Origin of the sequence: [Clostridium] aminophilum (genome assembly GCF_900101295.1) — a bacterium.
GTDB lineage: Bacteria > Bacillota > Clostridia > Lachnospirales > Lachnospiraceae > Clostridium_R > Clostridium_R aminophilum_A.
On sequence record NZ_FOIL01000007.1, the window covers coordinates 1 to 13,792 of the forward strand.

At 48.0% G+C, this 13,792-nt stretch carries 9 protein-coding genes; 6 read left to right on the top strand and 3 right to left on the bottom strand.

The window, feature by feature from the left end:
- The first annotated feature begins 591 nt into the window (after positions 1-591).
- The 5 genes from BMW41_RS03280 to BMW41_RS03300 all read left to right on the top strand — a co-directional run bounded on the left by BMW41_RS03280 (position 592) and on the right by BMW41_RS03300 (position 4,153).
- Positions 592-912 (top strand): helix-turn-helix domain-containing protein, encoded by a 321-nt coding sequence (locus BMW41_RS03280; RefSeq protein ID WP_074648824.1) that lies wholly within the window; start codon positions 592-594, stop codon positions 910-912.
- 315 nt (positions 913-1,227) lie between these two features.
- Positions 1,228-1,890, top strand: coding sequence for a hypothetical protein (locus BMW41_RS03285; RefSeq protein ID WP_074648826.1), 663 nt, complete (start codon positions 1,228-1,230; stop codon positions 1,888-1,890).
- 38 nt (positions 1,891-1,928) lie between these two features.
- Positions 1,929-2,618, top strand: a complete 690-nt coding sequence (locus tag BMW41_RS03290) for a hypothetical protein (protein ID WP_074648828.1) — start codon at positions 1,929-1,931, stop codon at positions 2,616-2,618.
- Between the two features lie 51 nt (positions 2,619-2,669).
- Positions 2,670-3,065 (top strand): hypothetical protein, encoded by a 396-nt coding sequence (locus tag BMW41_RS03295; protein WP_074648830.1) that lies wholly within the window; start codon positions 2,670-2,672, stop codon positions 3,063-3,065.
- A gap of 410 nt (positions 3,066-3,475) precedes the next feature.
- Entirely contained in the window at positions 3,476-4,153 is a 678-nt protein-coding gene (locus BMW41_RS03300; protein WP_143050801.1) for a DUF4230 domain-containing protein, read from the top strand.
- A 227-nt stretch (positions 4,154-4,380) separates the two neighbouring features.
- On the opposite strand, the gene BMW41_RS03305 is transcribed toward BMW41_RS03300, so the two are convergent.
- From BMW41_RS03305 to BMW41_RS03315, 3 genes are all read right to left on the bottom strand, one after another.
- On the bottom strand, positions 4,381-5,265 hold the full coding sequence (locus tag BMW41_RS03305) for a CAP domain-containing protein (protein WP_074648833.1): 885 nt from the start codon (positions 5,263-5,265) through the stop codon (positions 4,381-4,383).
- Positions 5,266-5,481: 216 nt separating this feature from the next.
- On the bottom strand, positions 5,482-6,792 hold the full coding sequence (locus BMW41_RS03310; protein WP_074648834.1) for an HD-GYP domain-containing protein: 1,311 nt from the start codon (positions 6,790-6,792) through the stop codon (positions 5,482-5,484).
- A gap of 447 nt (positions 6,793-7,239) precedes the next feature.
- The gene (locus BMW41_RS03315) at positions 7,240-8,328 is read right to left on the bottom strand and encodes a PTS sugar transporter subunit IIC (RefSeq protein ID WP_074648900.1); all 1,089 of its coding nucleotides are present in this window, start codon (positions 8,326-8,328) and stop codon (positions 7,240-7,242) included.
- Between the two features lie 509 nt (positions 8,329-8,837).
- Here BMW41_RS03315 and BMW41_RS03325 point away from each other — a divergent pair.
- A complete protein-coding gene (locus tag BMW41_RS03325) occupies positions 8,838-13,742 on the top strand; it encodes a nucleotidyl transferase family protein (RefSeq protein WP_074648837.1) in 4,905 nt (1,634 codons plus the stop codon).
- Positions 13,743-13,792: the final 50 nt, after the last annotated feature.

The window sequence follows — 13,792 nt, forward strand, 5'->3', positions numbered from 1 at the left end:
CACATGTGTAGACTTTTCTATCAAGGAAAAACAACATCACCTAATTTAGAAACCATTATTGCAAGAAATATTATACCGATTAGACCCGACAGGCACCGGGAACGAAAGCTAGCAGTAAAAATATTTCATGGTTTCCTCTACAGAGTAGCATAAAACAGATAAAATGAATATTTATTTTAGGCAGATATGAATCTGTCTTATTTGTGTGTCATAAATCAAGAAAAAGCAGGAAAGTCATTCACTTTCCTGCTAGTTTTTCTTTAGAGACGTCCAATAGCCAATGTTAACTTAATGACATTGACCGATTCGGTGGGAATCTTTTTTTGTTGAAAAAGGTAATCTATAAATGAAGTAATGACATGTTTACGTAGAGTAAACAAGAAGTAATTTGATAACTGCCGACAGACAGACTAATCTAAATATAGAAAATTGCAGAATCATTTTGATAAATTTACATACCAAATGCGATCATGACAGACGTTTTGAATGGTCGTGTGACAATTCTGGAAATGCAGGACGTATATGTACGGTATCGGATGCTGATTTCACTACAGCGTGCAGCCGTTGTCAACATGGTGAGGGGAAGGACGTATGAAAGAGCAAAGCTTGGGAAGGTTTATTTCAGCAAGAAGGAAAAAAATGCGACTCACACAGGAAGAATTGGCAGACAAAGTCAATGTATCCAAATCTGCAGTTGCGAAGTGGGAAACCGATGGCGGCCTGCCGGACCGGGATAATCTGAAAAGAATTGCAGAAGTGATGAATGTCTCCGTGGACGATCTCCACCGCGTGATCAAGAAGGAACCCCCAAAAACGTTTGATTTGAGCATAAATATTACGCCGGAAGTGATCGCAGTGCTGGAGGCACACGGATATAAAGTGATCCGTCCGGATAGGGAAGGAGAGATGTAAGATGGCAGTGGAATTTATTTCTGTAAAGTGTCCGAGTTGCGGTGCCGATCTGTCTGTTGAACATGGGCGCGGAATCACATACTGTAATTATTGCGAAACCAAAATTTTGATTCAAAATGATCGGGAACACGTTTAGCGCAGCATTGATGAAGCGCGGATTAAGGAAGTGGAAAGCGAACAGCTTCTTAGGCTGCGTGAAATGGAAATTGAGGAGAAGGATAAAGAGCGCGAAAGTAATGATTACATATCATTGCAAATGAAAGTGACAATTCACGATAGAAATAAGGAAGATCGTGAAAAGTGAGGAGGAAGGTTATGAAAAAAATGTTTCAGAAACTGCTGATTCCGAGTGTGGTGTTATCGATGGCTCTTCCGATGACAGCATCCGCCGGCTGGGAGCAGAACAGCATTGGATGGTGGTATACACATCCGGATGGCACGTACACGACCAACAACTGGGAGCAAGTCGACGGAAGATGGTACTACTTTGACGGAAGCGGATATATGCTCCATGATACATCGACGCCGGACGGGTTCTGGGTCGGATCAGACGGGGCATGGGTGGAATCTGTGGTGATTGGACAAACTGCAGTGTCCGGTCCGGCGGGGAACGGACAGATCAATCCGGGAAATGCTTCCGAGTACAGGAGACTGAATTCGACCAGTCAAAAGAGTTCGTATCAATCAAATGCTACCTTAAAAAAGAAGAGTTATAAGTCAACGAAAAAAAGGACGGAAGAAAAAGAGAAGAACGCAGAAGAGAAAGCGGAATCTAAATACGAATCGATCTATAAGAAATACAAGAAAAAACTTCAGAAATGCGATGGGAGCATTGAGGATTTAGCGGAGATCCAGGTTGAAGGAACAGAGAAGATGGCGGATGTTTGGCTGAAAAACGGAGGAAAATATAAAGTATATGAAGACTGGGCCATGAAGTTATATGCCGTCTATGAAAAAGAGGCAAAGAAGAGATTTTGAAACTGACGGAATGATTAGATTGAGAAGGAGGAATAACAATGACTGCTAAAAATATTATTGTTTGGTTGTGTGCAATGATTGTTTCGGTTTTTTGTTCGTTTTCCGCAATTGCAGATGAAAATGTTCCGCAGTCTCTGGAGAAGATGAGTGATGGCGGATATTTTGATCCTGATTTCTTTCAACAGATGTACCCTGAACTGATCGCATCCATCGGGACTGATCCGACAATCAATTATCAGCATTATCTTCGGTATGGTCAGTGTCAGGGATGGAAGCCTTTTTCGGATGAGGTAGCATCAAAGATTCAGTCATTAACCTATCAGCCCGGAAAAATCGTGGTTCCAGCATCGGTAAAGAGTCATCCGGAAGGAAAGCATACGTTGGTATACACGGATTCCAATGTGGATATTTTCTATCAGAGCATCAGTTCCGCTGCAAGCAGTCTGAATGGAACAAAGAAAATGGGGTTATGTTTTGACGTAGTCAATAAAACATCAGATACACTTCATATGCACGGCGATTTACTGTCTATCAACAATCAGATGCGTAAGAATATTTTTTCGGTTACTTCTTTCCCGAATTCTTCCTCGGAGGAATACTGCCGCACCGATTATCCGGATGAGGAATTTGATCAGATTGCAAATGCAACTTTTCAGGTACAATACAAAATCGGTGACGATGGATATGATTATACACCTGTCAAATTCAATCTGATTTTCTATCATTGAGAAAGAAAACGTTTTTATCAGTGAATATTTGATTTCGGAGGAATGAGAAGGATGAAGATTAGAATATTTGCGGTAATGATTGCAGTTATGAGTCTTTTAATGACAAACATTGTTTTGGCAGGGGTATATGGTAATTCAAATCAGGAAATGTTTGATAATCCAGCCTTTCGAGAGTATGTAGATAGTTTTATGACGGATGCATATGGAGAAGGAAATTATCGCCTTGAGTGGCTGAATCAGGAAACACCAAAAGTTGATATCCTTTCTATCTATACGCAAAACGGAAAGTATGACGATCGTATCTCTCTGCGAGTTGACGGATATGCATTAGTCGCCTCATATTATCACACGGATGGGATGAAATGTGAGGACAAAGATTATGCATATGGCGCAAGAATTGCGTTAAGGGATGTCGATTTCGGCAAGTTTTTTAAACCGGATCCGTAAAAATGCAAATAAATAATAGGAAAAGAGGTCTCAACTGACAATAGAAATCCCACATTGGCAGAAGAAATGTCAATGTGGGATTTTGAGATAGAAATGGTGTTTGGGAGAGTGCATGAATTGTGATGAAAATAAAAATGATATCGTAGGAATCCAGAAAAAATGATAGAATTATTCTTGCATAAAACATTATTCTCGAGAGTATAGAGGACGTGTTTTTGGACTTGTTTTTCTACGCACAGTTCATAAAAATGTGATAATAGTTGTCAACGTTATAATCAGGGGGGAATTATGCAAAAAGAAGAGGAGTCTTTAAAAAAATCGAGAAAGCAGCGGCAAAAGGCGCAAGAAGAGGAAGATTCTCATCCTGGATTATCACCAGCCTGCTGCCAATCGTCATTGGAGTAGTCGTTTTGAGTATAATCATGAACGTGATGCTGACCAATGCAAGTAATATGCTTCATGATACGATCAGCAGTATTCCACAGGCGATCAAAGAGCAGTTCTCTTTTGAAGATCCGGCAGATTCTCATGACAAAGTACTGGAGAATCATGGTATTTTGGGATATACGGCAGCTGATTTTGAAGAAGCGATCCTTGGAGAACAGAAACAGTTAAGGAAAATTGAAGTATATGAATCGAAGGTTTCGGATGCTGTTACGTTAACAGAAACAGGATTGGCTAATCTGGCGATTTTTACAAAGTCTCAGGTGATTACCTATAATGGAATTGCAACATACACGGTTGACTTATCAAAATTAACAAAGGATAGCGTAATTCTGGATGAAACTCACAAAACAGTGAAATTACTTATTCCGCACGCGGAATTGGGTGTGATAAACATTCCGAGTTCCGGAATGGAATTCAGCGATACAGAACATGGCTGGTTGGCTTTTGGTGAAATAAAGCTTTCAGCAGATGATTTAGCCGATGTTCAGACAGAGGCAAGCGGTCGAATGGAGAAAAAACTGGAGGAATTGAACGAGAAAGAGAAGGCGGACCGATTTGCAAAATTGTCCGTCTGGGAGATTTATCAGCCGGTTGTATCTGCAGTATCAGCCGAATATAAACTTGAGGTAGAGTTCGAATAAAAGTTGGGGGAAACGGACATAATCAGGTTATTCCTTGAGCATTGAGGCTTGATTGCTGAACAAAAATGAGCCGGTGAGGATGAAGGGTCTCATCGGCTCATAGTTTTTTCTACCATCAGGGAAATCAGCATTCGTGCTAACGGAAGGCTGGATCTGATATATCACGATTAGTATTTTTATGATGCAGAAAAAATCGTGCTATTTACAAACGGCCCTCCTATGTACCATCATCCGCCGAATTCCTGAACCCAGTAATATACCCCGTCTGCATAATTGACGCTAATGCCGATTTCGGTGATTTTTGAATTCAGGATGTTTTTCCGGTGGCCGGAGGATCCCATCCAACCGCTCATGACGCTGTCCGCCGTTGAAAAGCCGCTGGCAAGGTTTTCGGCGATGATACGATAGTTATCGTATCCGTTCTCTTCAAAGGCGGTACTGAAAGAACTGCCGTCCGGGCGGTTATGGGTTTGATCCATAAAGATCGGGATTTCCTGCGCACGGACACCGGCAACCGCATCCAGAGTGTCGTCCCGTTTCAGAGATCGGAGTCCTTCCTTTGCCCGTTCCTGGTTGACGAGCTGAAATACCTGATCTGCAAGCTGATTTCCGACCGAAACGGTGGAGCCTGCGGATTGATCGGATGCAGCTCCAGCTGCCTGTTTGTCATAAGCGGAAGAAGCAGCGGAAGGAAGCCATTTGCCGGAACCATCGACATAACAGCCGTCCGGAAGGAGTGTGTCGGCTGCCATCGCGCCGCTGTCATAGAGAAAATACCATTCATTGCCAAGTTTCTGCCAACCGGTCATCATGGCGCCGGAGGGGGCGAGATAGTACCATGTTCCGTCAATCTTCTGCCAGCCGGTCATCATGGCGCCGGAGGAAGCGAGATAGTACCACGTTCCGTCAATCTTCTGCCAACCGGTCATCATGGCGCCGGAGGGGGCGAGATAGTACCATGTTCCGTCAAGTTTCTGCCAACCGGTCATCATGGCGCCGGAGGGGGCGAGATAGTACCACGTTCCGTCAATTTTCTGCCAGCCGGTCTGATGGGTGCCGTCTGTGCCGGTGTAATACCAGACGCTGCCGTCCTGAACCCAGCCAGTCTGCAATTTTCCTGCTTCTCGGGACGAAGGCGCCTTGTCGTGAACCGGGCCGGTGCTGTGTGCAAATGCAGTCAATGGGGTGAGGGAAGAAAGCAACAGGCCGAAAACGGCAATCCGTGTCATTTTTTTGCGAAGGGTTCTTTTGTGCATTGGTGACTCCATACTTGATATTTTTGCTGAAAGTATTCGTTCTGAAAGATGATATCTCAAATCCATCCCGGCTTAATCGGGATATGCTTTTCGGATAATTTCGATGTCGTTATAGCATGAACAGAACGCATCGACAACAGCCGGAGAAAAGTGCTTTCCCGTCTGATTCAGGATCTCTGCTTTCGCCGTCTCCGGGGGCCAGGCGTCTTTGTAGGCGCGTTTACTGGTCAGGGCGTCATACACGTCGGCCACGGCGACGATCTGTGCAGTAAGGGAGATCTGATCTCCGTGAAGACCGCGGGGATATCCGGAGCCGTCCCACTTCTCATGATGCTCATATGCGATATCTCTCGCAATATTCATGACCGTTCCGTCCGAATGGGAGAGCAGCTGATCGCCGTATGTCGTGTGTGTCTTCATAATCTCAAATTCTTTTTCATCCAGAGAACCTTGTTTTTCCAAAATCTCCAGAGGGATCATCAGTTTTCCTACATCGTGCATCATGGACGCAACGCGAATGTAAGCGGCATTTTCCGTATCCTGCCCGAGTTTTTTTGCAAGGAGCTGAGAATACTCGGCAACACGGCGCACGTGTTTGCCGGTTTCACCGGACTTGGCCTCCATGATCTCCGCGAAGGTCTGGATAATGTTCTCCTGCGCATGGAGGAATTTATTCATATAATCCAGTTTGATATCCGATTCCCGCGCACTGCTGATGCCCATTTTGAAAAAGGCGGAGAAAAATGCTGCGACGATCAGGGCGATGAAATCAATCCAGAGCATCCGGAAAGTGAACTGAGACTGTCTTACCGTAAAAATCATACTGGCAGACAGCATTTCCGAGAGGACGACTTTGAGTGCAACCATGTAACCGGCGATTACCTTCCGGTTGATGGAGTTATCGGATGCCATAATGTAGGAGAAACAGCCCTTGTAATCCACATACACGATGAGCTGAAGTACCGTGAATGCGAGGAGTTTCGTGGGCAGATCAACCGAAAGGATCGTGGACATGGAGTCGGCACAGGAAAACTCCAGACAGAGCACAAGGGCCAGCCAGTAATTGGAACTTTTGATTACTTTTCGGTACAGAAAAATCGGAAGGCTCAGTACAAGGATTTCCAGCGTGATGGAAATCTGTGAGAGGATGGAAATCAAGTGTTCTTCCGCTGTCCAGCCGGTGATTTGATGGAAGGTGCCGAACCCGAACTGATAGGAAATCAGGGTCAGGACGGAGGGAGAAACGAACAGCAATGCCAGGGATTTCCAGCTGAGGCGTTCATGTTCGGGATGATATTTATAGATAACATGTGAATTCGCCACAGCGAACCAGATGGATATGAATATCGTTGAGATCAGATGATCTACTATCGGTGGATGCATAATGAGTACTCCTTCGGTATAATGGCGCTGTTTCTACTTTAATGAATGATTTTTCGTTGGAACAGTGAGATATACTGTATTAATTATACATTGAAAATGAAAAAATGAAAAATGATCTTTTTGCAATTAATTGAATAAAAAAGCGGGATTATACGTCATTGGAGAGGATATGACAGAATTGAAGGCGGCGGAAGAAAAAGATAAGAACATTGCCGGATAAAAAGGCAAAAGAGAAAGACAGGACCGGATGGCATACCCGGATAAAAAGACGAAATGAAGGATAGAGCGGGAAAAACAAGAAAATAATAACCGTATGAAAAAAATGAATTTGGTCAGAAAGAATTGGATGACGAATAACAGAAACAGGAAATGGCGCAGTCAAAAATCCGAAGGATATTATGACTGCGCCATTTCCTTTGAAAAACCGTGGAGATAATTTGCGTTTTCTCAGAGGTCCAGTTTCAGATCTCCTTCCCGGATCCATCCCATCTTCCGCATCATTCCGCAGAAGACATAGGAGAGAACTGCCGGAAGGATAAAGCAGATCAGCATCATTCCGATCCAGTCAAAGGAAGTGATGGCGGTTTTAGTTCCCTCTGCGATGTCACTCAGCCAACCGGTGTAGACACCGATCTGACCGACCAGACCGCAGGTTCCCATTCCGGAGGAAACCGCCGCGCCGTTCATCCGGAAATCAAAGATGCAGGTCGCAATGGGTCCGGTGATGGCACTGGCAAGGATCGGCGGAAGCCAGATCCGGGGATTGCGGACAATATTTCCCATCTGGAGCATGGAGGTTCCGAGTCCCTGAGCGAAAAGTCCGCCCCAGCGGTTTTCTTTGAAGCTCATCACCGCGAAACCGATCATCTGCGCACAGCAGCCGGCTACCGCAGCGCCTCCGGCCAGGCCGGTCAGACTGAGTGCCGCGCAGATCGCTGCGGAAGAAATCGGAAGGGTGAGGGCGATTCCGACGATCACCGACACGAGAATGCCCATGAAGAAGGGCTGAAGTTCGGTTGCCCACATGATGGCATTGCCGACACTGGAAGCAGCAAAGCCGATGGCCGGTGCAAAAAAGATAGAGAGAACGGCACCCACGATGATCGTAACGGCCGGAGTCACGATGATGTCAATCGGGGTTTCTTTGGAAACGGCTTTTCCGAATTCGGCAGCGACAATGGTGATCAGAAGAACCGCCAGCGGGCCGCCGGCACCGCCAAGAGAATTAGCGGCGATTCCGACTCCGGCAAGCGTAAAGAGAACGAGAGGCGGTGCCTGAAGCGCATAACCGATGGAAACGGCCATCGCCGGTCCGGTGGCCTGGGATGCGTATCCGCCAATCTCCGTCAGAATCGGAATGCTGAGCTGCTTTCCGAGGGTGGAGATAATGGTTCCGATCAGGAGTGACGCGAAAAGGCCCTGCGCCATGGCTGAGAGCGCATCGATCCCATACCGCTGCGGGCTGAATTTAATGTTCTTTTTCTCAAGAAAACGTCCGAGAGAGGACGGTTCTTTCCCTGTGTTCTGCGCATTCATACTGAAATCCCTCACTTTGTTGTTCCTGAACAGGCTTCCGTCACGGATCAAAGCACTTCTCCATCGCCGAACCCCCGATTCCATCTGTTGAAAATCGTTCCACATTCTGCAGGACGGTTTCGCGATCCAGCACGGAATTATTTTCCGGCAGCTTCGGGATCATGTACGGAACTGTTCTGTGGGACGATTTCGCAATCAGATACTGAAATGTGAAATAAACGGAGAAAAATCAGTAAGATTTGTGATCAATTTGTGCTATCATGAAACCATGACAGAGGTTATTCTGATGTCTTTCGGTCAAATGTTATGGTTTTGGATGACCGACGGGGTCAGTATATCAGAGCGGAATTTGATTTTCAACCGATTTTCAACCATTTGTTTAACAAATGTATAACAGGTGACAAGACAGTACACGGAGCAGCGTACCGGATGAAACACATCGGTTCGCGAGAGAGGACGGTACTGCTGCCGCGGTACGGGAGTCATGCCGCAGAAAGGGACGGGACATCATGAGTTCAAAACAGATTAAGCTGGCGGTCGGTGAACTGACCGCGATACTGACCGGAAGAAAATTCCTCAATCGCACGGGACTTACCGCCAAAAAGGTTCGCTCCCTGATCAGCGGAAACTATCTGGAGAGCTTTATTTCGGGTGTATGGCCGGTAAAGCGTCGCTTTACGTGTGTGGAAGTTCTCAATCTGTGTCTGCCGATTATGAATGAACTGGTGGAAGATGCATTTTCCCGTCAAAAGACCGAGAACAGCGGGAAATCGTCCTCACAGCCTGAGGTACGGGGGGCAGAGCTTACACCGGAAAAAGGATGGCTCTCCTTCATTTATCAGTATGTCTGCCATATTGTATACCCGGATGATGAGTTTTCGGAGCAGAATGGGATATACCATGCCGCTGTGCTGTTTTATCTGACGGTTCTCCAGTTCTTTCTGGATGCGGAGCGGGAATCGCTTCCCTTCGACCGGTTTGTGGATTTCGACTTTCTCACAGAAGATGAGGCAAGAGTCTGTGAATCCTATGAGGAGTATCGAACCTTCCGCAAGGAATGGCATGATCAGTTTATCTATGAAATGATGCGCATCAACATGGAGGCGACTTCCTTCAAGACCCTTGAGCACATCGCCGGTGTTCATTTTGTGGCGATGCACTGTGCGCGGGATCTCAAAGCAGCCGGTGTTCCGGTGGATCTGACTCTTGTCAGCGGTGCGGCAGCAGGTCATGACCTGGGAAAATTCGGCTGCAAACCGGGCGAGGCTGTTCCCTACATGCATTATTATTACACAAATGTCTGGTTCAGCAAATTCCGCATGCCTTATATCGGCCACATTGCGGCCAACCACTCGACCTGGGATCTGGAGCCGGAGGCGCTTTCGGTGGAGGCGCTGCTTCTGATCTACGCGGATTTCCGTGTCAAGCAGCACCGGGAGGGCAATGAGACCGTCACCCACATTTCGACGCTGAAGGAAGCCTTCGACGTCATTTTGGCAAAGCTTCAGAATATGACGCCGGAGAAACTGGAGCGGTATCGGTTTGTCTATTCCAGACTGCATGATTTCGGTGAATACATGCAGTATCTTGGCGTGGATACGGATCTGGACGGGGACACTCCACTTCCGGAACGGATGCCCGAGATCACGCTCCGCAATGTGCAGGACACCATCCGTTCACTGGTATTCATGGGGGTGGAACACAATATTGTTGTGATGCACCGGATGAGTGCGGAACGGCAGTTCGGTATCTTTCTGGAGTCGGCCAGAAGCATTAAGAAATGGAAAAATCTACGCGTTTACCTGAGTATTTTCAATCAGTATACGGCGTATACCAATGACGAGCAGAAGAAACAGACACTGGCGTTCCTGTATGAGCTGCTCATGCATCAGGAAGGAGAGATTCGCGCGGAAGCGGCGACCCTCATCGGGAAAATTCTGGCGCAGTTCAACTTCGGATACCGGAAGCGTTTCCCCAGCGGAATGGCGGACCTCAATACCATGCAGGCGGTTGCCCTGAGCCGGGAGTATTTCCTGAAAATTCTGGAACCGGATCTGAAACTGACTCATGTTCAGAAGTACCGGATACGCTATAACCTGAAGAATGTTCTGATCGGTATTCTGCAGAATGCGGTGGAGGAGGACCGGGAGATCCTGCTCGGAACATTTCTGGAACTGTTTAAGAATCCGGGAAAATGGAAGCCGGCGGCACAGTTTGTCATCCTGAATGCGGTGTTCGATCTTCCGCTTGCGGAGATGAGCCGGGAAGCACTCAATGACGTCGGTGTTTTTGCCGAGGAGGTTGCGGCGTCTCCGGATGTGGAGGCGTCCATCGCCGCGTGGAGAGCGGAGAAGGTGCTCACATCCTACACGGCGGATCTTCCGGTATGCACGAAAATCGCGGAGCGTGTGGAGACTTTTGATCCAAAGGGGAATATCACATTGACTTTCCTCAAATACCGCATCCTTCAGAATCTCGGAAAGGATACGACGGAAGAAGAGAAGATCATCTGCGGACCGGATGTGATCTCGGACATCTTTCTGGATAATCTCAAGGCCGCGACGCCATGGATTATCAAAGCAGTGAATATCAAGCTTCTGAAGCACTGCAGCATGCTGATTAAAAAAGAACATCACCTTCATATCGCCGCGCACCTGTCGAATCTGATCAAAGTCAGTGAGCACATGGTGATCCGGCGCGATGCGACGGATGCGCTGCTGGATCTGGTCCCGTTTCTGACGTCGGATGAGCGCAATGAGATTGCGGTGGAGCTGATGCGTGCACTGGAACTCGGCGATGCCCAGTATTCGCGACATCTTCCGAGATGTCTCGGCATGACGGCACTCTGGCTTCCGCCGGAGCAGATGGAAGAACTGATTTCCTACCTCGGCCGGATTCTCTCGGCGGGGTCGGATTCGGTTGCATCCGGTGTTCTGGATACCATCGGCATCATTCTGGAGCATTATTCCGAATACGGGATTCATTTCTCTGTGAGTGACGAGATGATGAAATCCGACAGACAGCGGCTTCTCGGCATGATCCTTCGCGGAATGGCGGCGTATCAGCCGATGACGAAGCGGGAGGCAATGCTGGTCCTCGGCAATATTTTCGCCTCGAAGGATATGTCCGCCGATGACAAGTATGCGCTGTTTGAGATGGGATACCGGAAATTCCTGTATCTGCTCAATGAGGGGCAAATGTCTTCCATCGGTATGTTCTACCGGGCGTTTGCGGTATCGGCACTCTCGACCTATATCGTTCGGCTTCGCATGGAAAAGGGAGATGTCTCCATTCCGGAGCGGGAGAAAGTTGCATTTTTCCCGGGAACCTTTGATCCGTTCACCAAGTCACACAAAGAGATTGTGCGGGAGATCCGGGACAAGGGATTTGAGCTTTATCTGGCGGTGGATGAGTTCTCGTGGTCCAAGAAAGCGCAGCCCCACATGGTGCGCCGCAAGATCCTGAATATGTCCGTTGCCGATGAGTTTCACGTCAATGTCTTTCCGCTGGATATTCCGATCAATATCGGGAATCCCGCAGACCTTAAGACCCTCAAGGGGATCTTTGCCGACCGGAAAGTATACATGGTGGTCGGAAGTGATGTGGTCGGAAACGCGTCGTTCTACAAAAAAGATCCGGTGCCGGATTCGATCCACAGCATGAATCATCTGATCTTCCGGAGAGTCGGCAATGACCGGCTGGATTCTCACCGGAACCGCGATATGCTGAAATGCATCACCGGTAAGATTTTTGAACTGGAGCTTCCGCCGGAATTTGAGGATGTCAGTTCCACGGTCATTCGCGACAATGTCGATATGAACCGGGATATCAGCAATCTGATCGATCCCATGGCGCAGGGGTATATCTACAGCAGCGGCATGTATCTGCGCGAACCGGAGTATAAACCGCTGGTGTCCGGAAAGATACTGAGTTTCGAGAAGCTGGAGGAATTTACCGAAGACTGGAGCGCGGAATGCCGCAAAACCGTCTTCGCATATTATGAGAATAAGAATGAACTGATTGAGTCCATACGGAATTCCGGAGAACAGGTTTTGCTCTTGCGGAACCGGCTGAAAAATGACACTCTTGTCGGTCTGATCACGTACCGTATCATGCAGTCCGGCGACCTTCTGGATGTTCTGAAACATGTGGCGCTGGCCGATCAGGTCCGCCGGAGAACCACCGGATCGATTCTTCTGATCAGCGGAATCTATTCCTGCCATGACGATCATATCCGTGATCCGGAGCAGCTGCTTCTGAGTGAAGTGATTGTGAATTCCTTCCGATACGGCTGCACCTTCGGAATGTTCCTTCCGGAGCTGATGAAGCCGTCGACGGCCGCACTGGATGCGGTAAAGAGGCAGGGGTTCGTGCCGCAGGAAAAACTTCACGGCGGAGTACAGATGTGGCTTGTGGATATGCATGAGCCACTGGTCATTCTCCGGAACCTGGGAACCACCATCAAGGCGCCGATGAATGACGACCGCCACGTTCTGCGGATTCTGGACAAGACCCATCACGATCTGCAGATGTCGATGACGGGACTCTATCCGGGACAGCTTGTCCTTTCCCTCAGTTCTGCGGCCATCTATCCGCGGCTGGTGGAAAAAGTGACGAAGCTGAACGGTGTGCCGAATGTTCAGCTTGTGCCCAGACAGCTTGGTCCGTGTATGTGTGTTCCCTACGGAAAGATTCTGCGCGACAGAATCATCCCGAATACGGTGACGAAGACGCTTCACACCGATAAGGTGTTTTCACCGGACCTGAAAGAGAGCTGGATTGAGGCATTCCCGAACTATACGCCGCTGGAAAAACAGATCCGCATGATTCATTCCTTTGACCGGCCGGTCATTCTGGTGGATGACATCATGAACAGTGCCGGCCGCTTTGAAGCGCTGGAACCGATGCTGCGGAAGGAGAACGTGAAGATCCGTCAGGTTGTTCTCGGGGTTCTGACCGGACTCGGAAAGGATACACTGACACAGAAGAATGTTGATGTCGACAGTGTCTACTATATTCCGAACATCCGGCACTGGTATGTGGAGTCCTCGCTCTACCCGTTTATCGGCGGTGATACCGTAAAGAGGGAAATGGCCAAGGTGGCCGGACTTTCACCGTCCATCAATCAGATTTTTCCGTATATGAATCCGCGTCTTCCGGGGGCGGAGCGGGATGCGATGTTCGAGTTTTCCGCCACCTGCATCCGGAATGCAAGGGATCTCTTCCTGGTTCTGGAGGAGACGTATCGCGCGCATTTCGGCCGGAATCTCACGTTGGAGAGACTGTCGGAGGCGGTCATTGCACCGCTTTGCCCAGACCATGGCGAATGTATGGGATACGATCCGACACTTCCGGCCAGCGTCTATCTGGACAATGATCTTCAGATGCTGACCCGGGAACAGTACACGCGATGACGGAAGAAGAAAAAAGGCTGCGGAACAGCAGTTCCGGAATCATGGAAAAC

Coding starts and splice junctions, on each gene's coding strand:
- BMW41_RS03280 (WP_074648824.1), top strand. CDS start 592: ATGAAAGAGCAAAGCTTGGGAAGGTTTATTTCAGCAAGAAGGAAAAAA.
- BMW41_RS03285 (WP_074648826.1), top strand. CDS start 1,228: ATGAAAAAAATGTTTCAGAAACTGCTGATTCCGAGTGTGGTGTTATCG.
- BMW41_RS03290 (WP_074648828.1), top strand. CDS start 1,929: ATGACTGCTAAAAATATTATTGTTTGGTTGTGTGCAATGATTGTTTCG.
- BMW41_RS03295 (WP_074648830.1), top strand. CDS start 2,670: ATGAAGATTAGAATATTTGCGGTAATGATTGCAGTTATGAGTCTTTTA.
- BMW41_RS03310 (WP_074648834.1), bottom strand. CDS start 6,792: ATGCATCCACCGATAGTAGATCATCTGATCTCAACGATATTCATATCC.
- BMW41_RS03315 (WP_074648900.1), bottom strand. CDS start 8,328: ATGAATGCGCAGAACACAGGGAAAGAACCGTCCTCTCTCGGACGTTTT.
- BMW41_RS03325 (WP_074648837.1), top strand. CDS start 8,838: ATGAGTTCAAAACAGATTAAGCTGGCGGTCGGTGAACTGACCGCGATA.